This is a genomic window from Mitsuaria chitosanitabida ATCC BAA-476 = NBRC 102408 (assembly GCF_001598255.1).
In the GTDB taxonomy this organism is placed as follows: Bacteria; Pseudomonadota; Gammaproteobacteria; order Burkholderiales; family Burkholderiaceae_C; genus Roseateles; species Roseateles chitosanitabidus.
Genome location: NZ_BCYP01000036.1, coordinates 51,713 through 73,563 on the forward strand (window position 1 = coordinate 51,713; position 21,851 = coordinate 73,563).

Annotated in this window: 20 protein-coding genes and 1 tRNA gene; 12 read left to right on the forward strand and 9 right to left on the reverse strand. The window is 70.6% G+C overall.

The genetic code is table 11. The features are described from left to right. Positions 1 to 4: 4 nt before the first annotated feature. Complete coding sequence (locus MCHT01_RS22030; protein ID WP_067068804.1) at positions 5 to 1,066, reverse strand: response regulator; 1,062 nt, start codon at positions 1,064 to 1,066, stop codon at positions 5 to 7. After that, positions 1,063 to 4,593, reverse strand: a complete 3,531-nt coding sequence (locus MCHT01_RS22035) for a hybrid sensor histidine kinase/response regulator (protein WP_245643549.1) — start codon at positions 4,591 to 4,593, stop codon at positions 1,063 to 1,065. The genes MCHT01_RS22030 and MCHT01_RS22035 overlap by 4 nt, the downstream gene beginning before the upstream one ends. A gap of 269 nt (positions 4,594 to 4,862) precedes the next feature. Between MCHT01_RS22035 and MCHT01_RS22040 the strand changes: the two genes are divergently transcribed. The 8 genes from MCHT01_RS22040 to MCHT01_RS22075 all read left to right on the forward strand — a co-directional run bounded on the left by MCHT01_RS22040 (position 4,863) and on the right by MCHT01_RS22075 (position 10,847). Continuing rightward, positions 4,863 to 5,165 (forward strand): urease subunit gamma, encoded by a 303-nt coding sequence (locus MCHT01_RS22040; RefSeq protein ID WP_067068808.1) that lies wholly within the window; start codon positions 4,863 to 4,865, stop codon positions 5,163 to 5,165. 9 nt (positions 5,166 to 5,174) lie between these two features. After that, a complete protein-coding gene (locus MCHT01_RS22045; RefSeq protein WP_067068811.1) occupies positions 5,175 to 5,780 on the forward strand; it encodes a HupE/UreJ family protein in 606 nt (201 codons plus the stop codon). Beyond that, the gene (locus tag MCHT01_RS22050; RefSeq protein WP_067068814.1) at positions 5,777 to 6,082 is read left to right on the forward strand and encodes an urease subunit beta; all 306 of its coding nucleotides are present in this window, start codon (positions 5,777 to 5,779) and stop codon (positions 6,080 to 6,082) included. Before MCHT01_RS22045 ends, MCHT01_RS22050 begins: the two co-directional genes overlap by 4 nt. After that, complete coding sequence (ureC, locus tag MCHT01_RS22055) at positions 6,082 to 7,800, forward strand: urease subunit alpha (RefSeq protein WP_067068817.1); 1,719 nt, start codon at positions 6,082 to 6,084, stop codon at positions 7,798 to 7,800. Before MCHT01_RS22050 ends, ureC begins: the two co-directional genes overlap by 1 nt. Continuing rightward, on the forward strand, positions 7,800 to 8,564 hold the full coding sequence (ureE, locus tag MCHT01_RS22060) for an urease accessory protein UreE (RefSeq protein ID WP_067068819.1): 765 nt from the start codon (positions 7,800 to 7,802) through the stop codon (positions 8,562 to 8,564). The genes ureC and ureE overlap by 1 nt, the downstream gene beginning before the upstream one ends. Further along, on the forward strand, positions 8,491 to 9,249 hold the full coding sequence (locus tag MCHT01_RS22065; RefSeq protein WP_084453207.1) for an urease accessory protein UreF: 759 nt from the start codon (positions 8,491 to 8,493) through the stop codon (positions 9,247 to 9,249). The genes ureE and MCHT01_RS22065 overlap by 74 nt, the downstream gene beginning before the upstream one ends. Further along, entirely contained in the window at positions 9,246 to 9,935 is a 690-nt protein-coding gene (gene ureG, locus MCHT01_RS22070; protein WP_067068821.1) for an urease accessory protein UreG, read from the forward strand. Before MCHT01_RS22065 ends, ureG begins: the two co-directional genes overlap by 4 nt. Positions 9,936 to 10,016: 81 nt before the next feature. Continuing rightward, a complete protein-coding gene (locus tag MCHT01_RS22075; RefSeq protein WP_084453209.1) occupies positions 10,017 to 10,847 on the forward strand; it encodes an SDR family oxidoreductase in 831 nt (276 codons plus the stop codon). A gap of 118 nt (positions 10,848 to 10,965) precedes the next feature. Here the strand turns inward: MCHT01_RS22075 and MCHT01_RS22080 are convergent, their stop codons facing one another. From MCHT01_RS22080 to MCHT01_RS22090, 3 genes are all read right to left on the reverse strand, one after another. Next, positions 10,966 to 12,516, reverse strand: coding sequence for a tripartite tricarboxylate transporter permease (locus MCHT01_RS22080; protein ID WP_067068823.1), 1,551 nt, complete (start codon positions 12,514 to 12,516; stop codon positions 10,966 to 10,968). A 10-nt stretch (positions 12,517 to 12,526) separates the two neighbouring features. Next, positions 12,527 to 12,949: a tripartite tricarboxylate transporter TctB family protein gene (locus MCHT01_RS22085; RefSeq protein ID WP_067068826.1), complete on the reverse strand. Its 423-nt coding sequence runs from the start codon at positions 12,947 to 12,949 to the stop codon at positions 12,527 to 12,529. 304 nt (positions 12,950 to 13,253) lie between these two features. Then, complete coding sequence (locus MCHT01_RS22090) at positions 13,254 to 14,153, reverse strand: LysR family transcriptional regulator (protein WP_067068828.1); 900 nt, start codon at positions 14,151 to 14,153, stop codon at positions 13,254 to 13,256. A 142-nt stretch (positions 14,154 to 14,295) separates the two neighbouring features. On the opposite strand from MCHT01_RS22090, the gene MCHT01_RS22095 reads away from it, so the two are divergent. Beyond that, complete coding sequence (locus tag MCHT01_RS22095; protein WP_084453211.1) at positions 14,296 to 15,171, forward strand: NAD(P)H-dependent oxidoreductase; 876 nt, start codon at positions 14,296 to 14,298, stop codon at positions 15,169 to 15,171. 60 nt (positions 15,172 to 15,231) lie between these two features. On the opposite strand, the gene MCHT01_RS22100 is transcribed toward MCHT01_RS22095, so the two are convergent. The 4 genes from MCHT01_RS22100 to MCHT01_RS22115 form a co-directional block, all read right to left on the reverse strand. Beyond that, the gene (locus tag MCHT01_RS22100; RefSeq protein WP_067068830.1) at positions 15,232 to 16,167 is read right to left on the reverse strand and encodes a cyanophycinase; all 936 of its coding nucleotides are present in this window, start codon (positions 16,165 to 16,167) and stop codon (positions 15,232 to 15,234) included. Between the two features lie 73 nt (positions 16,168 to 16,240). After that, entirely contained in the window at positions 16,241 to 17,014 is a 774-nt protein-coding gene (locus MCHT01_RS22105) for a hypothetical protein (RefSeq protein WP_067068832.1), read from the reverse strand. A gap of 134 nt (positions 17,015 to 17,148) precedes the next feature. Continuing rightward, positions 17,149 to 17,238, reverse strand: a tRNA-Ser gene (locus tag MCHT01_RS22110). 31 nt (positions 17,239 to 17,269) lie between these two features. Beyond that, on the reverse strand, positions 17,270 to 18,100 hold the full coding sequence (locus tag MCHT01_RS22115; protein ID WP_067068833.1) for a symmetrical bis(5'-nucleosyl)-tetraphosphatase: 831 nt from the start codon (positions 18,098 to 18,100) through the stop codon (positions 17,270 to 17,272). Positions 18,101 to 18,199: 99 nt separating this feature from the next. Between MCHT01_RS22115 and MCHT01_RS22120 the strand changes: the two genes are divergently transcribed. The 3 genes from MCHT01_RS22120 to MCHT01_RS22130 all read left to right on the forward strand — a co-directional run bounded on the left by MCHT01_RS22120 (position 18,200) and on the right by MCHT01_RS22130 (position 21,767). Further along, complete coding sequence (locus MCHT01_RS22120; RefSeq protein ID WP_067068835.1) at positions 18,200 to 19,501, forward strand: hemolysin family protein; 1,302 nt, start codon at positions 18,200 to 18,202, stop codon at positions 19,499 to 19,501. Next, entirely contained in the window at positions 19,498 to 20,238 is a 741-nt protein-coding gene (locus MCHT01_RS22125; RefSeq protein WP_067068837.1) for a SapC family protein, read from the forward strand. Before MCHT01_RS22120 ends, MCHT01_RS22125 begins: the two co-directional genes overlap by 4 nt. Positions 20,239 to 20,405: 167 nt before the next feature. Beyond that, the gene (locus tag MCHT01_RS22130; RefSeq protein ID WP_169806191.1) at positions 20,406 to 21,767 is read left to right on the forward strand and encodes a lyase family protein; all 1,362 of its coding nucleotides are present in this window, start codon (positions 20,406 to 20,408) and stop codon (positions 21,765 to 21,767) included. Positions 21,768 to 21,851: the final 84 nt, after the last annotated feature.

Here is a 21,851-nt window from a genome sequence, read left to right on the forward strand (position 1 = left end):
CGGCCTACACCTCCCAGCTCGGATGCATCTCCCTCACCCGCGTGAGCGCCATGGCGGCCGCGGCGGTGCGGGTCTCGACGCCGAGCTTGGCGTGGATGCGCTCCAGGTGCTTCTTCACCGTCGCCGGGCTCGCGCCGAGGATCTCCCCGATGTCGCGGTTGATCTTGCCCTTCACCACCCAGTACAGCACCTCCGCCTCCCGCGCCGTCAGGCTGAAGACCAGCCCCAGCGAGCGGATCACCGCCGCGTCCGACACCTCCCGCATCACGATCAGCCAGTCGCCGCCCGGGGCACTCGCCGTCGTCGCGTTCGAGCCCCCGCCGGCGCCCGTTGGGTCCGATGCGCCCGGGGCATCCTCACCGCCGATGCAGTTGTGCAGCCGGAAGCTCAGGCGCCGCGCGCCCAGCTCGGCGCTGAGGCGGGGCGGCTCCTGCGTCGCGGGGCTGTCGCCCATCTCCTCCAGGCTCCGGCGCAGCCAGGCCAGCACCGGGGCCGGCGTCTGCGGCGCGACCGTGCCGTAGTAGAGCTGCAGCAGCTCCCGCGCCAGCGGCGTCTGCCACAGCAGGCGGCCCGTGGACGCCCGCACCGCGATGCTCGCGTAGCCGAAGGCGTCCAGCGCCTGGCGGGTCTGCCGCGCCTGACGCGCCCCTTGCAGATGCACCTGCATGCGGGCCAGCACCGCGCGCGGATCCAGGGGCTTGGTCACGTAGTCCACGCCACCGGCCTGGAGCGCCGCCACCAGATGCTCGGTCTCCGTCAGGCCGGTCATGAACACGATCGGGATGTGCGCCGTCACCGGGTTGGCCTTGAGCCGCCGCGCGACCTCGAAGCCGTCCATGCCCGGCATCATCGCGTCCAGCAGCACGATGTCGGGCTGGCCCTGCAGCGCGCTGGCCAGCGCGGCCTCGCCGCTGGTGGCGGCGAGCACGGTGTAGCCGTGCTCGTCCAGCGCATCGTGCAGCAGCGACAGGTTGTCCGGCACGTCGTCGACGACCAGGACGCGATCGCCCTGCTGCTGGTCCAGCAGCGCGGCCACGGCGGAGGGCAGGGGAGGATTCATCGTCATGCAGGGTTCTCGCTGCGCGCGAGCATGCGCAGCATCGCTTCGAACTGGAACTGTCGCGCCAGCGTCCGCTGGCGCTCGCAGAAGGGCAGCCATGCGGGATCCGCCGCCTCGATCTCGTCGAGCTGGGACAGCACGCCGCGGTAGTAGCCCAGGGACAGGGCCTCGCTCAGGCCGGTCAGGCGCTCCGGCGGCGGCATGTCGCCGGCCCGGCGCGAGCCCGACGCCTCGCCCGACGCCTCGCCCGGTGCCGATGCCGGTGTCGATGCCGTCGGCCCCTCTGGCGTCACCCGCCACTTCAGCGCGAGTCGCTCGGTGAGCCAATCCAGCAGCAGCTCGTGCCGCACCGGCTTGACGATGAAGTCGCGCGCGCCGATGCCGGCGTCGTTCTCCTGACCGCGCTCGAAGGCGTTGGCCGAGACCACCGCGATCGGTGGCGACGTGGCCAGCATCGCGCGCAGTCGCCGGATGGTCTCCCAGCCGTCGATGCCCGGCATCGCCAGATCCATCAGCACGGCGTCCGGCACCCAGCCCGCGGCGATCAGGTCCAGCGCGTCATGGCCGCTCGAGGCCTCGCGCACGGTGAAGCCCAGCGGCGCCAGCAGCTCGATCAGCAACTGGCGGTCATCCGCCTCGTTGTCGACGACCAGCAGGCGCGGCGACGCGCCGTCCACGCCCAGCCGCTGCCGCGCCGCGGCGGCCGCCCGCATGCGCGGCGAGTCGGGAATGCGGCCGTGCAGCTCCGGCAGGAACAGCCGCACGCGGAAGGTGGAGCCCGCGCCCGGCGTGCTGGTGGCCGACATCTCGCCGCCCATCAGCTCGGTGAGCATCTTGGCGATCGTCAGGCCCAGCCCCGCGCCCGGCGCGGCGCTGCCGCCGCGCGCGCTGCTGGCGCTGGCGCCGCGGGCGAAGGGCTCGAAGATGCGCGCGAGCTCGGCCGCATCCATGCCGGGACCGGTGTCCTCGATCTCCAGCGTCGCCATCTCGCGCCCGTGCCGCACGCGCAGCGTGACGCCGCCCTCGGCGGTGAACTTGATGGCATTGCCCAGCAGATTGATCAGGATCTGCCGCAGTCGCTGCTCGTCCGCGCGGACCCACCCAGGCAAGGTGCCCGCGGTCTCGAAGCGGAAGCGCAGGCCCTTGGCCGCGGCCTGCGGCTCGAACATGTCGGCCAGCTCCTGCAGCAGATCCGCGAAGCGCAGCGGCGCGGGCTCCAGGCTGAGCCGGCCGGCTTCGATGCGCGCGATGTCCAGCGTGCCGTCGATCAGCCGCATCAGGTGCTCGCCGCCACGCTTGATCACCTGCACCGCCTGGCGCCGCTGCGGCGGCAGCGAGGCGTCGGCCGCCATCAGCTGCGCGTAGCCGAGGATGCTGTTCAGCGGGGTGCGCAGCTCATGGCTGATGGTGCTGATGTAGCGGCTCTTGGCCTGGTTGGCCGCCTCGGCCGAGGCCTGGGCGCGCTCGGCCTGCAGCCGCGCGCCCTGCAGCGCCTCGTCGGTGCGGCGGTGGGAGTCGATCTCCCGCACCAGCGCCTGGGTCTGGCGGTTGGACTCCTCCTGCGCGACCTGGCGGCTCTGATGCGCCAGCACCAGCCACCAGGCGACCGTCCCCGCGACCAGCAGCAGCGCGAAGAAGGCCTTGAGCAGCCCGGCCTTGAGGCCGATGCGCAGCGCCTCCTGCGAGGCCGCGTCGATCAGCGGGATCTGCGGCAGCTGTTGCAGCTGCTGGTGGTAGAGCAAGCCGAACAGCATGGCCAGCAGCGGCGTCACCACCAGCATCAGCAGCAGGTAGTGGCCCAGGCCGGTGTCGAGGTAGGGCCAGCTGGCGCGCGGCAGCAGGCGGCGCAGCAGCGCGTTCCACTGCGAGGCCAGACTGGCCTGGGGCTTGCACAGATCGCCGCAGCGCGCGTCCAGCGTGCAGCACAGGGAGCAGATCGCGCCGCGATAGGCCGGGCAGTGGGCCATGTCGGGCCCCTCGTACTCGCGCTCGCAGATGACGCAGCGGTGCAGCACGTCGCGGCCCAGGGACGCCGGGCAGTGGGCGATCTCCTCGGCCGGTCGCGCCAAGTAGTATCGCCCCTTCGTCGCCCAGGCGATCAGCGGCGCGGCGACCAGCGCCGTCACCATCGCGATGGCCGCGGACCAGGCCTGCGCGAGCGCGCCCATCAGACCGAGGTGCGCCGCCACCGACAGCACCGAGGCCAGCGCCATCGCGCCGACGCCGACCGGATTCACGTCGTACAGGTGGGCGCGCTTGAACTCGATCCCCGGGGGGGAGAGCCCCAGCGGCTTGTTGATCACCAGGTCCGCGACGACGGCCATGATCCAGGCGATCGCGATGTTGGCGTAGAGACCCAGCACGTGCCCGAGCGCCTCGAACACGTTCATCTCCATCAGCATGAAGGCGATCAGCGTGTTGAAGACGACCCAGACCACGCGCCCGGGATGGCTGTGGGTCAGGCGGGAGAAGAAGTTGCTCCACGCCAGCGAGCCGGCGTAGGCGTTGGTCACGTTGATCTTGAGCTGGGAGACGACCACGAAGAGCGCCGTGATCGCCACGGCCCAGCCGTACTGCGGGAATACGTACTCGTAGGCGGCCAGGTACATCTGGTTGGGATCGACGGCCCGCTCCGGCGGCACCGCGTGGCTCACGGCCAGCCAGGCCAGCAGCGCGCCGCCCAGCATCTTGAGCACGCCCAGCACGACCCAGCCCGGCCCGCCCAGCAGCACCGCCGCCCACCAGCGGCGGGCGTTGCCGGCGGTGCGGCGGGGCATGAAGCGCAGATAGTCGGCCTGCTCGCCCATCTGCGTGATCAGCGCCACGCCGACGGTGAGCGCCGCACCGAAGGCGTGCGCGTCGAAGCCGGCCGTGCCGGACTGCGACCCAATCTGGGTCGTCACGCCATCAAATGCACCAGGGTGGCGCCAGCCCACCCAGGCGAAGGGCAGCACGAGCAGGGCCAGCCAGAGCGGCTGGGTCCAGAGCTGCAGCCGGCTGATGGCGGAGATGCCGTGGGTGACCAGCGGGATCACGACCAGCGCGCACAGCAGGTAGCCCCATTGGGGCGGGATGTCGAGGGCCAGCTCCAGCGCGTAGGCCATCACCGCGGCCTCGAGCGCGAAGAAGATGAAGGTGAAGCTGGCGTAGATCAGCGAGGTCAGCGTGGAGCCGATGTAGCCGAAGCCCGCGCCGCGGGTCAGCAGGTCCATGTCGACGCCGTGACGGGCGGCGTAGACGCTGATGGGCAGGCCGGCGAGGAAGATGATCAGCCCGGTCGCGAGGATGGCCAGGGCGGCGTTGGTCCAGCCGTAGTGCAGCAGCAGCGTCGCGCCGACGGCTTCCAGGATCAGGAAGGAGGCGGCACCGAAGGCGGTGTTGGCCACGCGCCAGGAGGACCAGCGCCGGAAGCGCTGCGGGGTGTAGCGGAGGGCGTAGTCCTCCAGTGTTTCGCGCGCCACCCAGGCGTTGTAGTCCCGCCGCAGCTTGATGATGTGCTGCGGGGCGTCGGTGGGGGCGAGCGGCGTGTCCATGGGGGCGCTCGGGAAATGCATGAAGCATGCCGGGCTTGGGGGCTCGCTGTGTGGCCCGGCCCTCACCCCAACCCCTCTCCCACTTCATGGGAGAGGGGCTTCCATGCGCCACGCCATGTGGAGCCCCTCTCCCGCTGCGCGGGAGAGGGGTTGGGGTGAGGGCCGTCGCACACCAGAGCCTGTATGACTCCCTCTCCCGCAAGGCGGGAGAGGGCGGGGGAGAGGGTCTTCCTCCAGCACCGGCATGGTGCTTGCTAGCAGTCCCCCCCATGGAACTCACGCCCCGCGAGAAAGACAAGCTGCTGATCTTCACCGCTGCGCTGCTCGCCGAGCGGCGCAAGGCGCGCGGCCTGAAGCTCAACTATCCGGAGGCGGTCGCCTTCATCAGCGCCGCCGTGATGGAGGGCGCGCGCGACGGCAAGACCGTCGCCCAAATGATGAAAGAAGGCCGCGAGCTCCTCACCCGCGCCGACGTCATGGACGGCGTGCCCGAGATGATCCCCGACATACAGGTCGAGGCCACCTTCCCCGACGGCACCAAGCTGGTCACCGTCCATCAACCGATTCCCTGAGGACCCGCCATGACCCGACGTCTGCTTGCCGCCACCGCCGCTGTCGCCGCGGCCGCTTTGCCTGCCCTGGCCTTCGCCCACGCGGGCGATGCGCCCCATGATCACGGCGCCTCGCTGGGATTCACCGCCGGCTTCCTGCATCCCTTCACCGGCCTGGACCACCTGGCCGCGATGCTGGCCGTCGGCCTGTGGAGCGCGCTCACCCAGACCGGCCGCCGCATGCTGGCCGCGCCCTTCGCCTTCGCGGGCCTGCTCCTGGCCGGCGCGCTGATCGGCGCGGCCGGCGTCGGCGCCGCGCTGCCGGGCATCGAGCCCATGGTCGCCGCCTCCGTGCTCGCGCTGGGCCTGATCGCCGCGACGCGCTGGAAGCTGAGCGCCGCCGCCGCATCCGCGCTGGTCGGCGCCTTCGCCGTCTTCCACGGCCTGGCGCACGGCGCCGAACTCGGCGGCGGCGCCGCGCTGATCGGCATGGTCGCGGCCACGGCGCTGCTGCATGCGGGCGGCCTGGCGCTCGGCCTGAGGCTGCGCGCGGCGGCTCCGGCCTGGTCCAGTGCGGCGGGCGGCACGATCGCGCTGCTGGGCCTGGGCCTGCTGACCCGGCTGGTGGTCGCATGATCCCCGGCGAGCTGCTGACCGACCCCGGCGAGCTGCCGCTCAACCCGGGTCGTCGCACGGTCACCCTGACCGTGATCAACGCCGCGGATCGCCCCATCCAGGTGGGCTCGCATTACCACTTCGCCGAAACCAACGGCGCGCTGAACTTCGACCGCGAGGCCGCGCGCGGCATGCGGCTCAACATCGCGTCCGGCACCGCCGTGCGCTTCGAGCCCGGCCAGCAGCGCACCGTCGAACTGGTCGACTTCGCCGGCACCCGCGAGATCTGGGGATTCCGCGGCCTGATCCAGGGAGCGCTCTGATGGCCCGCATCGGCAAACGCGCCTACGCCGAGATGTTCGGCCCCACCGTCGGCGATCGTGTCCGGCTGGCCGACACCGCGCTGGTCATCGAGGTCGAGCAAGACCTGACCCTGCGCGCCGGCGGCTATGGCGAGGAAGTGAAGTTCGGCGGCGGCAAGACCATCCGCGACGGCATGGCGCAGTCGCAGCGCACGCGCGCGCAGGGCGCCGTGGACACGGTGCTGACCAACGCGCTGATCCTGGACCACTGGGGCATCGTCAAGGCGGACATCGGCCTGAAGGACCACCGCATCGTCGCCATCGGCAAGGCCGGGAATCCGGACACGCAGCCGGGGGTGGACATCGTCATCGGGCCCGGCACCGAGGTGATCGCCTGCGAGGGCAACATCGTCACCGCCGGCGCGATCGACTCCCACATCCACTTCATCTGCCCGCAGCAGATCGAGGAGGCCCTGGCCAGCGGCGTGACCACGATGCTGGGCGGCGGCACCGGTCCGGCGACCGGCACCTTCGCCACCACCTGCACGCCGGGGCCCTGGCACCTCGAGCGCATGCTGCAGGCGGCCGATGCCTTCCCGATGAACCTGGGCTTCCTGGGCAAGGGGAACGCGAGCCGGCCCGAGGGCCTGGTCGAGCAGATCGAGGCCGGCGCGATCGGGCTGAAGCTGCACGAGGACTGGGGCACCACGCCCGCGGCGATCAGCAACTGCCTGGACGTCGCGGAGCTCACCGACACCCAGGTCGCCATCCACACCGACACGCTCAACGAGAGCGGCTTCGTCGAGGACACGGTGGCCGCCTTCAAGGGCCGCACCATCCACACCTTCCACACGGAAGGGGCGGGCGGCGGCCATGCGCCGGACATCCTGAAGGTGGTCGGCGAGGCCAACGTGCTGCCCAGCTCGACCAATCCGACGCGCCCGTACACCATCAACACGCTCGACGAGCACGTCGACATGCTGATGGTCTGCCACCACCTGGATCCGGCCATCGCCGAGGACCTGGCCTTCGCCGAGAGCCGCATCCGCAAGGAGACCATCGCGGCCGAGGACATCCTGCACGACCTGGGCGCGATCAGCATGTTCAGCTCGGACTCGCAGGCCATGGGCCGCGTGGGCGAGGTGATCCTGCGCTGCTGGCAGACCGCGCACAAGATGAAGCAGCAGCGCGGGCAGTTGCCCGGCGACAGCGAGCGGCACGACAACGGTCGCGTGAAGCGCTACGTGGCCAAGCTGGCGATCAATCCGGCGATCGCGCACGGCGTCTCGCACGAGGTCGGCAGCATCGAGGTCGGCAAGTGGGCCGACCTGGTCATCTGGAAGCCGGCCTTCTTCGGCGTGAAGCCGGCGCTGATCCTCAAGGGCGGCGTGATCGCGATGGCCGCGATGGGCGATCCCAACGCGTCCATCCCGACGCCGCAGCCCGTGCACTACCGGCCGATGTTCGGGAGCTACGGCGGCTCGCTGACGCGCGCCTCGCTGAGCTTCGTGTCGCAGGCCGCGATCGCGGCGGGCGCGCCGGCCCGCTACGGTCTGGCCAAGCAGGCCGTGGCGGTGAAGGGCATTCGCGGCGTGGGCAAGAAGGACATGGTCCACAATGCCTACGCCCCGCGGATGGAGGTCGATCCCCAGACCTACGCGGTGCGCGCCGACGGCCTGTTGCTGCACTGCGAGCCCGCCACGGCGCTCCCGATGGCGCAGCGCTACTTCCTGTTCTGATGATCCAAGTCTCCAAACTGCTGGCGCGCGGCGCCGGCCTGGCCCCGGTGCTGCTCAAGCGCGCCGCCACCGTGACGCTCGACTGGGACACGCGCCAGAAGAGCCGCTTCCAGGCCGTGGACAGCCAGGGGCGCGAACTCGGCGTCTTCCTGCCGCGCGGCACGGCCGTGCGTGGCGGCGATGTGCTGGTGGGCGAGGATGGCTCGCTGGTGCGTGTCGTCGCGGCGCCTCAGGCCCTGCTGCGCATCACCGCCTGCACGGCCCACGGCTCGACTTTCGACCTGGTGCGCGCGGCGTATCACCTGGGCAACCGCCATGTGCAGATCGAGCTGCAGCCCGACCACCTCAAGATCGAGCCCGATCACGTGCTGGCCGACATGCTGCGCGCGATGCATCTGATCGTGAACGCGGTCGAGGAGGCCTTCGAGCCCGAGGCCGGCGCCTACGCGGCCGGCGGCCACGGTCATGCGCACGGGCACGGCCATGGGCATGAGTCTCACGGTCATCGGCACGAGGGCCACGAGCACCACGGCCACCACGGGCATCAGCACGAGGGCCATGAGCACCCTGGCCACAAGCACGAAGCCCACAAGCACGAAGGCCGCAGGACCATCGCGATCAACGCGGCGCCGGCGCCCCATGTGCACGGCCCGGGTTGCGGCCACGACCACTCGCACGAGCACCACCAGCATGACCACGGCCACGGTCACCCGCACGACCACGACCACCCGCACGGCAAGCCCGGCCACAAGCGCGACCACTGATCCGGTCCCGCCGCTGCTGCGGCTGGCCTGGCTCGCGTCGCCGGCGCTGCCGATCGGGGCGTTCTCGTACTCCGAGGCGCTGGAGGCCGCGGTCGAGCACGGCCTGGTGCATGACGACCTCAGCGCCGGCCACTGGCTGAGCCAGCAGCTGCGGCTGCTCGCGCGTGGCGATCTCGCGGCGATCGCGCAGGGCATCGTCGCCTGGCGCGCGAACGACGAGCCCGCGCTGCGCGATCTCGCCCGCTGGCTGCGCGTCACCCGTGACGGCGCCGAGGCCCGCCTGCAGAGCGAGCAGATGGGCCAGTCGCTGCTGACCTGGCTGCGCGCGCAGCCGATGGCCTCGCCCGACCAGCTCGCGCGCCTGTCCGACTGCGGCGAGGCCGGCCCCGCGCACTACGCCTTCGTGATGGCGCTCGCGCTGTCGACGATCGACGTCCCGCTGGAGCAGGCCTTGTTCACGCAGGCTTTCGGCTGGGCCGAGAACCAGGTGCAGGCGGCGCTCAAGGCGGTGCCGCTGGGCCAGACCGCCGGACAGCGCGTGCTGACGCGACTCGCCGCCGAGATTCCCGCCGCGGTCGCCGAGGCCGTCTCGACGCCGCCCGCGCGGCGCCAGCTCTTCGCGCCCATGCTGTCCATCCTGGCGGCGCGCCACGAAACCCAGTACTCCCGACTGTTCCGATCATGAGCACCACCTCCACGACCTCCGCCGCGAGCGGCGCCGTCGGCGCCTCGCCCCTGCACCACATCCCCGGGCGCGCCAAGCGCCTGCCGCCGCTGCGCGTGGGCATCGGCGGTCCGGTGGGCTCGGGCAAGACGACGCTGCTGGAGATGCTCTGCAAGGCGATGCGCGACAAGTGGGACCTGGTCGCCATCACCAACGACATCTACACCAAGGAGGACCAGCGCCTGCTGACCGTCAGCGGCGCGCTGCCGCCGGAACGCATCATGGGCGTGGAGACCGGCGGCTGCCCGCACACGGCGATCCGCGAGGACGCGTCGATCAACCTCGAGGCGATCGACCGCATGCTGGCGCAGTTCCCCGACGCCGACGTCGTGTTCATCGAGTCCGGCGGCGACAACCTGGCCGCGACCTTCAGCCCCGAGCTCAGCGATCTGACGATCTACGTGATCGACGTCGCCGCTGGCGAGAAGATTCCGCGCAAGGGCGGACCCGGCATCACGAAGAGCGACCTGTTCGTGATCAACAAGACCGACCTGGCGCCGCACGTCGGGGCGAACCTGGACGTGATGGCCGCCGACACGACCCGCATGCGGCCCACGCGGCCCTTCGTGATGACCAACCTCAAGACGCTGAGCGGGCTGGACGAGGTGGTCGCCTTCATTGAGCAGAAGGGCATGCTCGGCCGCTGAATTCCAGGTCCGCATCCGGCCAGACAGGTCGGGCCGCGGAGGAAAGACTGGGCGCTCCTTCATCACGAGCAGGGAGCGCTCATGACCACCGCAGATCACCACACGACCCCCCACGCCGCCAGCGCGGAGGTCGCCACCGTCCCCATCTCCCGCTGCCTGGCCCGCCAGGTCGCGCTGATCACCGGCGCGAGCAGCGGCATCGGACGCGCGACGGCGCGGCTCTTCGCCCGGGAAGGCGCGGCCGTCGTCGTCGGCGCGCGGCGCCAGGCCGAGCTCGACGCCCTCGTGCGCGAGATCGAGGCCGAGGGCGGCCACGCGGCCGCGCTGGCCGGCGACGTGCGCGATGAGGCCTATGCGCGGGCGCTGGTGGCGCTCGCGCAGTCGCGTTTCGGTGGGCTGGACATCGCCTTCAACAACGCCGGGGCCATGGGGCCGCTGGGACCGACGCAGGACGTGAGCCTGGACGCCTGGAACGAGGCCCTGTCGGTGAACCTGACGGGCGCCTTCCTCGGCGCCAAGCATCAACTGCCGGCGCTGCGGGCGCGAGGTGGGGGCGCCTTGATCTTCACGTCGACCTTCGTCGGTCATACGGCGGGATTCCCGGGCGCGGCCAGCTACGCGGCCGGGAAGTCCGGGCTGATCGGCCTGACCCAGGCGCTGGCGGTGGAAGTCGCCGCGGAGGGCGTGCGCGTCAACGCGCTGCTGCCCGGTGGCACCGACACGCCCATGGCGCGCGAGATGAACGCCACGCCCGAGGCGCTCGCGCAGGTGGCGCGGCTGCACGCGCTGGGTCGCATCGCGCAGCCCGAGGAGATGGCGCGCGCGGTGCTGTTCCTGGCGTCGCCGGCCTCCTCCTTCATGACCGGCGCGACGCTGCTGGTCGATGGCGGGGTGTCGATCAAGAAGGTCTGAAGACCCTCACCCCGACCCTCTCCCGCAAGCGGGAGAGGGGGAAGTCGAGAGGCGTGGAGAGGGGGAGAGAGTCGACGGGGGGGCGTCGACGGGGGAGCGGGTGGGCGCTCCCCGGGGCTCAGGCGATCTGGGGAGCCGCCTCGCTCGGGCCGTCCTTGTCGTGGTCGTCGCCGCCGGCCTTGCTCTTGGCGCCCTTGCGGGCAGTCATGAAGAAGGCGATCAGTTGCCAGGCGATGAACACCGCGATGATGCCCAACAGCGTCGCGCTGATCGGGCGCTGCACGAAGACGTCGAACTTGCCGCGGCTGATCAGCATCGCGCGACGGAAGTTCTCCTCCAGCATCGGGCCCAGGATGAAGCCCAGCATCAGCGGCGCGGGGTCCATGTCCAGCCGCATGAAGATGTAGCCGGCCAGGCCGAAGGCCGCGGTGACGAAGACGTCGTCCAGGTTGTTGTTGACGCTGAAGGTGCCGATGCAGCAGAAGAACAGGATCGACGGGAACAGCACGTTGTACGGGATCTTGAAGACCGACAGCCAGTAGCGCACCAGAGGCACGTTCAGCACGACCAGGAACACGTTGCCGATCCACATCGAGGCGACCAGGCCCCAGAAGATGTCGGGGTGGCCGGCGATCATGTTGGGGCCCGGCTGGATGCCCTTGATGATGAACGCGGCCATCATCAGCGCCATCACCGGGTTCTCCGGGATGCCGATCGACATCAGCGGGATGAAGCTGGTGCGGGCGGCCGACTCGTCCGCCGCGGCCTGACCGGCCACGCCCTCGATCGCGCCGTCGCCGATCTCGTGGCGGTACTTGCTGACCTTCTTGTCCACGGCATAGGCCGCGAACTGCGCGATGGTCGGGCCGCCGCCGGGCAGGATGCCCAGGATCGAGCCCACCACGCTGCCGCGCAGCGCGCTCGGGATGATGCGCTTGAACTCCGGCCACGTGGGCATCAGGTGGATCTTGCCGTTGAAGGGCGTGCGCTCGTTCTTGGCGTCCAGGTTCTTGGAGATCTCCGCGATGCCGAAGCAGCCCAGCGCGATGCTCACCAGGCCCACGCCCTCGGCCAGGAAGGGCATGTCGAAGGTGTAGCGCTCCATGCCCGAGTTCACGTCCGTGCCGATCTGGCCGAACAGCACGCCGATCAGGCACATGGCCAGGCCGTTGAGCAGGCTGCCGGTGGTCACGAAGCTCACGCAGAGGAAGCCGAGCAACATCAGCGCGCAGTAGTCGGCGGGGCCGAACAGGAAGGCCACCTCGCCCAGCGTCGGGGCCAGGCAGGCCAGCACCACGATGGCGACGGTGCCGCCGATGAAGCTCGAGATGCCCGCGGTGAACAGGGCCAGGCCTGTCTTCCCTTTCAGGGTCATCTGGTACCCGTCGATGCAGGCCACGATCGAGCTCGCGTGCGGGATCTTCATCGTGATCGCGCTGACGCTGTCGCCGTACTGGGCGCCGTAGTAGATGCCGGCGAGCATGATCAGCGCGCCGTTGACGGGGATGGAGTAGGTCAGCGGCAGCAGCACGCTGATGGTGGCCAGCGGGCCCAGACCGGGCAGCAGGCCCACGAGGGTGCCCACCACGCAGCCGATCGCGCAGAACATCAGGTTCTGCCAGGTCAGCGCGTGCTCGAAGCCGAAGGCGAGGTTGTGCAGGATTTCCATGGCCAGGTCCTTACAGCAGCGGCAGGTTGAGGCCGAGGAACTTCTGGAACACGAAGGCGATCGCCAGCAGGCCGGCGCTGATCGCGATGTTGCGCTTCCAGGAGTAGTTGCTGCCCGCGGCGGTGGCGATGAAGACCATCACGACGATGCCGGCGGACATGTTGACCCAGCGCGAGACCAGCGAGAACGCGCACAGCGCGCCCAGCACCAGGCCGATGTTCTTGTACTGGAAGCTCATCGCCGGGCCACCGGTGACGACGCCGCGCACGATGGTCGCCAGCGCCACCAGGCCCAGCAGGATGCTGATCATCAGCGGGAAGAGACCCGGACCGGCATGGTCCATGCGGCCGATGGGGTAGCGCAGCGCGCCCAGTCCGAAGAACAGGGCGACCGCGGCGAGGAAGAGGCCTCGCGCCAGGGAGCGGTTGATCATGGACACACCAGAGTGGAATGAACGGAATGCGCTCATGGTTCCGGCGACGCCCTGCGAAGTCATACGCGTTAACCGCAGAATCCATCGGGCTTGTGCGGCCGGACAGCTTTCCGACAGATTCAAGTCAAGACGGCGTTAAGTCGACATGAAGAAGTCGTTTGCTGTCGCTTTCGTGACTCGCTCAAACGACCCTCGCCGGGGCTCCGGGAGGGCGTCCCTGGTGCGCGGCGTGCGCCAAGGACGTGCGACTCACGCGGTGCTGACGATTCGCTGTCGACCGCCTCACGCGCGCGTCATGCGGGTTTCATGCGGCGGCGATGCCGAGCACGCGTTCCCGCAACCACTGCTGCGCGACGTGGCCATGGTTGCGCTCGTGCCAGACCATGGCGAGCTCGAAGCCGTCGATCGGGAAGGGCGGCGCCAGCACCTGCAGGCCGGTGGCGCGGCCCTTGACCAGGCGCTCGGGCACCAGCGCGACCAGGTCGGAGCGCGACACGATGTCCGGCACGAAGAGGAAGGACGCGGCCGAGAGCACGACCTGGCGCCGCAGCCCCAGCGCGGCCAGCGCGTGATCCACCGGCGTCGAGAACGCGCCGCCGGCCGGCGAGACGATCACCTGCTCCAGCTTCGCATAGCCCTTGAGGGTGACCTTGCCCTTCACGGCCGGATGGCCGCGACGCGCGATCAGCACATAGCGCTCGTGATACAGCGAGCGCATGCGCAGGCCGGGCGCGGCCTCGCTGGGCATCATGAGCCCGAGGTCGATGTCGCCGCGGCTCATCAGCGCCTCGTGCTGGCTGGGATCCATGTGGCGGAGGGCCACGCGCACGCCGGGCGCCTCGCGCCGCAGCTTCAGCACCAGCGGCTGCAGCACCGAGGTCTGCAGGTAGTCCGACGCCGCGATGGTGACGGTGAGCGCGGCGCTGGCCGGATCGAAAGTGAGGTGCGAGGTCGCGACGCCGCGCACCTGATCGAGCGCCTGGCGCAGCGGCTCCAGGAGCGACAGGGCCTTGGCGGTGGGCGTCATGCCGCGCTGCGCGGGCAGCAGCAGCGGATCCTGGAAGACGTCGCGCAGCCGGCTGAGCTGCGCGCTGACGGCGGGCTGGCTCAGGTGCAGGCGCTCGGCGGCCCGGGTCACGTTGCGCTCGGCGAGCAGCGCCTCGAGCGTGACGAGCAGATTCAGGTCGAGGCGGCTGGTATCCATGGCGTGGATAGTAGGTCAGAGGAATCGTGATTTCACGGATGGGTCGGCGATCGCCAGACTGACGGTCATTCGCTGCGCCGGCGCATCCCTGGACGCCACGCCGCGGCCCATCCCCTTTCGATCCCTCTCAACGGAGTTCCTCATGAGCCAGCCCACCGCCATCCCCGTCACCCCGGCCCCCCAAGCCACCCGGACCCGGTCGACGACCGCGGGTGCCGAGGGGGCCCCCGCCGGGACGGTCGTCGGCCGCAAGACCGTGCTCATCGTCCACGCACAGCCGGAGCCGACCTCGCTGACGCGCACGCTGGTGGAGACGGCGGGTCAGGTCTTGCGGGCGGCCGGCCACGAGGTCCTGGAATCCGACCTCTACGGCATGGGCTGGAAGGCCGTCTATGACGAAGCCGACTTCCCGATGCGGGTGGACGGCCGCCGGCTGGACTTCGTGCGCGAGTCCGGTCACGCCTACGACGAGGGCCTGCAGCCGGCCGACGTGGTCGAGGAGCAGCGCAAGGTGCTCGCGGCCGACCTGGTGATCCTGCAGTTCCCGCTGTGGTGGTTCGGCATGCCGGCCATCATGAAGGGCTGGATCGACCGCGTCTGGGCGCGCGGCCTGGCCTACGGCAACCAGGGGCAGGGCAACCGGCTGCGCTACGGGGAGGGCGGCTTCGCCGGGCGCCGCGCGATGGTGTCGGTGACGACGGGCGGTCCGGCCGCGGACTACGGCCCGCGCGGCATCAACGGCCCCATCGACCAGCTGCTGTTCCCGATCACGCACGGGACGCTGTTCTATCCCGGCATGTCGGTGCTGAAGACCCATGCGGTGCACGGCGCCGGGCGCATGACGCCGGAGCAGGTCGAGGCGGCGCGTGCCGGCTGGGCCGAACGCCTGGGCGGCCTCTTCGACGAGGCCCCGATCGCGTTCCGCGCGCAGAACGGCGGCGACTATCCGGACGGGCATTCGCTCGCGGAGGACGTGGCGCCCGCGCTCAGCGGCTTCGCCGCGCACGTGGCGGGCTGAGCCCTCGGTGCGATTCGATCCGCGCTCGGGACCGGGGTCGGACTGCTCGCCGCCCCTGTCTCAGCCGGCGATGGCGTGCAGCACGCGGTGCAGGTGCGCAGGCAGCGAGGGGCTGGACAGCTCGAACGCGCAGCCGCTCGGAAGCAGGAAGAAGCCCAGCGGCTCGATGGCCACGGCACGCGGTTCGGGGCTGGTGGTCGGGGACGCCGATGTCGACGTTACGGTCGATGCCGATGCCGATGCCGATGCCGACGTCGGCGCGCCGCCCTCGCGCCGCTCGCTGGCGCGCGAGCCGTCGATGAGGGTGACCGCGCCGGATCCCACCACGCGCAGCCCGCGGCCGGGGCGGATCAGCAGGGCGGTGTCCTCGTCGACGCCCACGCCCAGATGCCGCGGCGACAGCATCACCAGGTGCATCAGCCGCGCGTGACGTCGGCGCTGCGCGAAATGCTGGTCGATGACCAGCGCCGGCAACAGGCCGAGCGCCGCATGCAGCGACTCCGGCTGGCCCAGCGCGATGATCTGCTCGTTGAGATCGCCCACCGGCATGTGCGCGCCCAGCGCCGAGGCGCCCGCGCTGGTGCCGGCGATGGCGAGCTCGCCCCGCGCATGCCGGTCGAGGATCAGCGCGTGCAGCGGCGTGCCGGCGACGATGTCGACCAGGCGCTCCTGGTCGCCCCCCGTCATGAAGAGCAGGTCGGCGTCGCGCAACGCGGCCAGCGTGTCCGGATGGGCGGCGGCGGCGCGCTCGCGGATGTCCAGCCAGCGGGGTTCGGCGCCGAGCGCGCGGAAGGCGGGCTCGTACTGGGACCAGAGGAACTCGGGCTCGCCGCTGGCGGTGCTGAGCACGACCAGCCGGAGCGCGGCATCCGCGGGGCGCGCGGCATGGCGCTCGGCCCGGCAGGCGGCGACCAGGTCACGCAGGACGGTGCCCGGGGTCAGGCGGTCTTCGTTGCCGCCGATCAGGGCGAGGAGGGAGGGAAGGGCAGGGACCATGCTCGGCAGGGGAGGGGCGGAGCGCCGGGCCGATCGCGAGGATCGGGCCGCGGCGCGGCGATCGGCGCGGGCGTCAGAACTTGCGGTCGCGGTCCAGCGAGTCGCAGGTCCCGCTGAACTTGGACATGCCGTCCAGCGCGATGTGTCCATTGCGCCGGTCGATCGTGATCTTGGGTTGATTGAAGTTGTTGAGCTTGAACGCGCCGCGGATGAAGTCGCGGGAGACGTTCAGGTCGGTGATCGGGAACCAGCCGTCCTCGTTGTCGGCATGGATCGGCGGGACCATCTCCTTGGCGGGGCGGATGCGGCCGCGCTCACCGTTGATGTCGATGGTCAGCGAGGTGTCGTAGTCCTGCTTCTTGAGCTCCACGCCGCTGCGCGCCACGTACTTGCGCTTGTCCGTGTCGTACTCGTAGCCCGACTTCAGCTCGTTGCCGAGCTTGTGGCCCTCCCCGTAGCACACCAGCGCGATGTGCTCGCGGTAGCCGTCCTGCGGGCCCGGGTCGCGGAACTCGGGCGCGCCGCCGCGCGCGTCGCTCTGGCGGCAATCCGGGGCGGGGGTGGCCACGATGGCGTCGTAGCGGCCCTCGCGCGTGGTCACGGACAGGCACACGCCGCGCTGCTCGTTCCACCAGTAGGTCCATTTGCGGTCCTCGCCCTGACTGCCGCCGACGGACACGTAGCCGCGGGCCAGCAGTTGCGATTCGGCGCCCGCGGCGCGTGCGCCCACGAGGTCGCGGACATCGGTCGGCGTCGACTGCGCCATGGCCGGCATCGACAGCCAGGCCAGCGCGCACGCGGCGGCCAGGGCGGGGATCTTGCGAATGCGCTTGCGGTTCATCTGCATGGGCCTCTCCTGAAGGATGTGACGCACCGATTCTGGATCGGTTCGCGGGGTCCTTGGCGCACGCTCGCCACGGTCGGGACGCGCGGGCGGCGAAGAGGAGGGGACGGGAGCGATCGCGGCAAGACCGCCGCGACTGGCGGAGACGGTGGGATTCGAACCCACGGAGGGCGCAAACCCTCGGCGGTTTTCAAGACCGCTGCCTTAAACCACTCGGCCACGTCTCCTCGAAGAGAAGCCGCGCATTGTATGCGTGCCTCAGTCCGCTCCCGGCTTGCGCGCCTGCGCGCACTGCACCTGGATGATCTCCTGCACCTGGCCATCGGCCACGCGCGCGGCCGTGAGCTCACCGCCCCACACGCAGCCGGTGTCCAGCGCCAGCAGGTCGGGCCGCTGCACCAGGCCCAGCGTCGACCAGTGGCCGAAGGCGATCGGCTGGCCGGCCGTGCGGCGTCCCGGGACCTCGAACCAGGGCAGGTAGCCCTCGGGGGCGGTGCCCAGCCCTTCCTTGGTCTTGAAGTCCAGCTTGCCCTTGCCGTTGCAGAAGCGGATCCGCGTCAGCACGTTGATGATGAAGCGCAGCCGCTCCACGCCCGCCAGATCGTCGCGCCAGCGGTCGGGCTCGTTGCCGTACATCTGCGGGAGGAAGTCCGCCAGGTCCGGGCCGCTCAGCAGCGCGTGCACCTCGTCGGCCAGCGCCAGGGTCTGGTCCGCGTCCCATTGCGGGACCACGCCCGCGTGCACCATCAGCCAGCCCTGCGACCGGATCGCCAGCCGCTGGTGGCGCAGCCAGTCCAGCAGCGCCTCGCGGTCCGGCGCGTTGAGGATGGGGGTCAGGGTGTCACCCTTGTGCGGCGCGCGCACCCCCGCGGCCATCGCCAGCAGGTGCAGGTCGTGATTGCCGAGCAGGCATTGCGCCGCGTCGCCCAGCGATTGCAGACGGCGCAGCGTGGTGAGGGAGTCGGGACCGCGGTTGACCAGGTCGCCCAGGAGGTAGAGCCGGTCGCGGGAAGGGGAGAAATCGATCTTCTCGAGCAGCCGGGCCAGCGCGTCGCAGCAGCCCTGGAGATCGCCGATGAGGTAATGCATGCCGGGGATTGTGCGGTGTCGATGTCACGCAGGGTCTGCTAACCTTGCCGGCCTTGTGTTTTGGGCGCGACTCCGGGTAATCCCCAGTCCGCGCTGTCAATGGATACCGCCCTAGTCCTCTTCCTGATTCTGCTCAACGGTCTGTTCGCCATGTCGGAGATGGCCCTCACGGCCGCCCGGAAGGCACGCTTGCAGGTCATGGTCGAAAGCGGGGAGTCCGGGGCGCAGGCCGCCATGGACCTGCACGAGAACCCCACCAAGTTTCTGTCCACGGTGCAGATCGGCATCACCTCGATCGGGGTGCTGAACGGCATCGTCGGCGAGGCCGCGTTCTCCGGCCCGGTGGCCGAGATCCTGCGCGCCCACTTCCCGATCACCGACCGCGCCGCGGAGATCACCGCCATCGGCCTGGTCGTCATGGTGCTGACCTTCGTGACCATCATCTTCGGCGAGCTGGTGCCCAAGCGCCTGGGCCAGATGTTCCCCGAGACCGTCGCGCGCCTGGTGGCGCCGCCGATGGAGATCATGTCGCTGGTCACGCGGCCCTTCGTCAAGCTGCTGAGCTTCTGCACCGAGTTCACGCTCAAGCTGCTGGGCATCGGCGGCAAGTCCAACCGCGCGGTGACGGAAGAGGAGATCGCCGCCAGCCTCGAGGAAGGCCTGGACGCCGGCGTGATCGAGGAGCACGAGCACCAGATGGTGCGCAACGTCTTCCGCCTGGACGAGCGCCAGATCGGCTCGATGATGATCCCGCGCGCCGAGATCGCCTGGCTGGACGTCACCGACAAGCCCGAGCAGGTGCTGCAGATCCTGCGCGCCCACGGCTACAGCCGCTACCCGGTCTGCCGCGGCGGCCTGCACGACGTGGTGGGCGTGCTCAGCGCGCAGAACCTGCTGGCGCGCGCCCTGGCGGGCGAGTCGCTGGACCTGTCCTCGGGGCTCGAGGCCCCGGTCTTCGTGCCCGAGACGCTGTCCGGCATGGAGCTGCTGGCGCACATGCGCGGCACGGAAACCCCGCTGGTGTTCGTCGTCGACGAGTACGGCGAAGTCCAGGGCGTCGTGTCTTCGCGCGACGTGCTGGAAGCGATCGCGGGCGAGTTCAACTCGCCCGACGGCGAGGACGCCTGGGCGGTGCAACGCGAGGACGGCAGCTGGCTGATGGACGGCCTGATCCCTGTCACCGAGCTGAAGGACCGCCTGGATCTGAAGGAACTGCCCGAGGAGGACCGTGGGCGCTACAACACCCTGGCCGGCATGGTGATGCTGCTGCTGGGGCGTCTGCCGCGCACGGCCGATGTGGCGGAGTGGGACGCGTGGAGATTCGAGGTGGTCGACCTCGACGGCAAGCGTGTGGACAAGGTGCTGGTTTCGCGACTGGCCGACGATGGAGTGACTGAATGAGCAACCCCCCGATGTATGAGAACCTGGTGCCCGTGGATCGGGTCCAGCACAAGAACACCCGCATGATCAGCGGCGTGTCCTCGATGGACCGTCTGAGCCCGCTGAACTCGCTGTTCATCGCCGTGGCCGAGATGGCCGACGTGGCCATGGAATACCCGGTGGTGTTCGTGCGCGTCGGCGGCGGCGAGGGCCAGGCCCCCGCCATCGCCCCGCTGGCCGTGTTCGGCCTGAAGCAGGGCAGCAACGTGTACATCCAGGACGGCCGCTGGACCGCGCGCTACCTGCCGGCCTACGTGCGCCGCTACCCGTTCGCGATGGCCCGCCTGACCGACTCGGGCAACGACATGGCCCTGTGCCTGGACGTGGCCTCGGGCGCCTTCTCCGAGACCGAGGGCGAGCCGCTGTTCAAGGAAGACGGCGAGCCCAGCGACCTGCTGCTCAACGCCAAGCAGTTCTGCGAGAACTTCGAGGTCGAGGCCGAGCGCACCCGCCAGGCCTGCGAGGTGCTGCAGGGCCTGAACCTGCTGCAGGACATGCGCTTCGAGGCGCAACTGCCCAGCGGCGAGAAGATCGACGTGGACGGCTTCATGACGATCAACGAGAAGGTGCTCGGCGAGCTGCCCGACGACAAGATCATCGAGCTGCACCGCAACGGCCTGATGGAAGTGATCACCATGCACCGCCTGTCGCTGCGCCACATGAGCGTGCTGGCCGAGAAGTACATGGCCACGAACTGACGCGAGCCGCGTCGATCCGGCGCGGCGTCCCTCCGAGGAGGGACCCACGCCGGGGCGAAAGCCGGCCCGGACGAACCCCAACCGGGTTTGCTTGAGTACGGCGTACGAGGAAGCCTCGATAGCATCCACACCCCTCACGAGGACGTTGGATGTTGTTCGAGGCTTTCTTGTCTTCCGCCGCGATGGAGACGGTGTTCTCCCCCGCCGCGGTGGTGCAGTCGATGATGGATGTGGAGGCCGCGCTGGCGCGCGCGGCCGCCGGGGCGGGGCTGATACCGGCACCCGCCGCGCAGGCGATCGTCAGCCTGTGCCGTGCCGAGCTCTACGACGTGCAGGCGCTGGTCGCCGCCGCGCCGCGCAGCGGCAGCCTGGCCCTGCCGATGGTGCAGCGGCTGCGCGAGACGGTCGCGCTGTTCGACCCCGCCGCCGCGGTCTACGTGCATCGCGGCGCCTCCGCCCAGGATCTGGTGGACACCGCGATGGCGATGCGCTCGCGCGAGGCGCTGCGCCTGATCGACGACGACCTGCAACTGCTCTGCGGCCAGCTGCTGGAGCTGGCCGAGCGCCACGCCGCCGTGCCGCTGCTGGGCCGCACCATGATGCAGCCCGCGCAGGTGATCAGCCTGCGCTTCAAGTTGATGAACTGGCTGATGCCGTTGCTGCGCAGCGCCGAGCGCCTGCGGGAGCAGGGCCGCGAGTCGCTGCAGCTGCAGCTGGGCGGCGCGGTCGGGACGCTCGATGGCTTCGGCGATCGGGCGGGCGAGGTGCTGGAGGCGGTCTCGCGCGAGCTGGACCTGCCGGCGCCGGAGATGGCCTGGCACACCCAGCGCGACCGCTGGCTGCGGCTCGGCCTGGAGGTGGGCCTGCTGTGCGGCAACCTGGGCAAGCTGGCGCAGGACTTCGCGCTGATGGCGCAGGCCGAGATCGACGAGCTCAACGAGCCGCCCGGCGAGGGCTACGGCGCCTGCACCACCATGCCGCACAAGAAGAACCCGGTGGCGGCGCTGCAGGCGCTGTCGGCGGTGCAGCGCGCGCCGCAGCGCGTGTCCGGCCTGCTGGCCTGCATGGCGCAGGAGCACGAACGCGGCCTGGGCCAGCAGCAGGCGGAACTGGCCGACTGGAGCGGCCTGATGGGCAGCGCGCACAGCGCGGTGCAGGCGCTCACCCGCGCGCTGGCCGAACCCGTGGTGCGCGTGGACCGCATGCGCGGTCATGTGCTGGACCGTCAGGGCCTGGTCGCCAGCGAGCGGCTGGAACTGCTGCTGCTGCCGCGCCTGGGACGCCAGCGCACCGGCGCCTTCGTGCGCGACCTGATCCATCGGGTCCGCCAGGGGCAGGGCACGCTGGAGCAACTGCTGAACGCCGCCATCGACGTCGGCGACCTGCCGGCCACCGCGCTGACCGCCGCCGAGCTGAAGTCGCTGTTCGACATCGATGCCGTCGCCGCGCAGGCCGACAGCCGCGTCGGCGACCTGATGACCCAGGCGCGGGCCCGGCTGGACGCGCTGGCGGCCCAGCCCGCCGTCTGATCGACCCGGAATGGGGCGCCGAAGCCCCGGTTCTGGGCGGTTCACGACCAAATATCCCAGTGCCGCGTAAGGATTTCTGCAAAA

Excerpts from the sequence above, each read along its gene's own strand:
- MCHT01_RS22050 (WP_067068814.1), top strand. The coding sequence starts at position 5,777 with ATGATCCCCGGCGAGCTGCTGACCGACCCCGGCGAGCTGCCGCTCAAC.
- MCHT01_RS22065 (WP_084453207.1), top strand. The coding sequence starts at position 8,491 with ATGACCACGGCCACGGTCACCCGCACGACCACGACCACCCGCACGGCA.
- MCHT01_RS22080 (WP_067068823.1), bottom strand. The coding sequence starts at position 12,516 with ATGGAAATCCTGCACAACCTCGCCTTCGGCTTCGAGCACGCGCTGACC.
- MCHT01_RS22075 (WP_084453209.1), top strand. The coding sequence starts at position 10,017 with ATGACCACCGCAGATCACCACACGACCCCCCACGCCGCCAGCGCGGAG.
- MCHT01_RS22105 (WP_067068832.1), bottom strand. The coding sequence starts at position 17,014 with ATGCAGATGAACCGCAAGCGCATTCGCAAGATCCCCGCCCTGGCCGCC.
- MCHT01_RS22085 (WP_067068826.1), bottom strand. The coding sequence starts at position 12,949 with ATGATCAACCGCTCCCTGGCGCGAGGCCTCTTCCTCGCCGCGGTCGCC.
- MCHT01_RS22115 (WP_067068833.1), bottom strand. The coding sequence starts at position 18,100 with ATGCATTACCTCATCGGCGATCTCCAGGGCTGCTGCGACGCGCTGGCC.
- MCHT01_RS22030 (WP_067068804.1), bottom strand. The coding sequence starts at position 1,066 with ATGACGATGAATCCTCCCCTGCCCTCCGCCGTGGCCGCGCTGCTGGAC.
- MCHT01_RS22095 (WP_084453211.1), top strand. The coding sequence starts at position 14,296 with ATGAGCCAGCCCACCGCCATCCCCGTCACCCCGGCCCCCCAAGCCACC.
- ureC (WP_067068817.1), top strand. The coding sequence starts at position 6,082 with ATGGCCCGCATCGGCAAACGCGCCTACGCCGAGATGTTCGGCCCCACC.
- MCHT01_RS22090 (WP_067068828.1), bottom strand. The coding sequence starts at position 14,153 with ATGGATACCAGCCGCCTCGACCTGAATCTGCTCGTCACGCTCGAGGCG.
- ureG (WP_067068821.1), top strand. The coding sequence starts at position 9,246 with ATGAGCACCACCTCCACGACCTCCGCCGCGAGCGGCGCCGTCGGCGCC.
- MCHT01_RS22045 (WP_067068811.1), top strand. The coding sequence starts at position 5,175 with ATGACCCGACGTCTGCTTGCCGCCACCGCCGCTGTCGCCGCGGCCGCT.
- ureE (WP_067068819.1), top strand. The coding sequence starts at position 7,800 with ATGATCCAAGTCTCCAAACTGCTGGCGCGCGGCGCCGGCCTGGCCCCG.
- MCHT01_RS22100 (WP_067068830.1), bottom strand. The coding sequence starts at position 16,167 with ATGGTCCCTGCCCTTCCCTCCCTCCTCGCCCTGATCGGCGGCAACGAA.
- MCHT01_RS22035 (WP_245643549.1), bottom strand. The coding sequence starts at position 4,593 with ATGGACACGCCGCTCGCCCCCACCGACGCCCCGCAGCACATCATCAAG.
- MCHT01_RS22040 (WP_067068808.1), top strand. The coding sequence starts at position 4,863 with ATGGAACTCACGCCCCGCGAGAAAGACAAGCTGCTGATCTTCACCGCT.
- MCHT01_RS22120 (WP_067068835.1), top strand. The coding sequence starts at position 18,200 with ATGGATACCGCCCTAGTCCTCTTCCTGATTCTGCTCAACGGTCTGTTC.
- MCHT01_RS22125 (WP_067068837.1), top strand. The coding sequence starts at position 19,498 with ATGAGCAACCCCCCGATGTATGAGAACCTGGTGCCCGTGGATCGGGTC.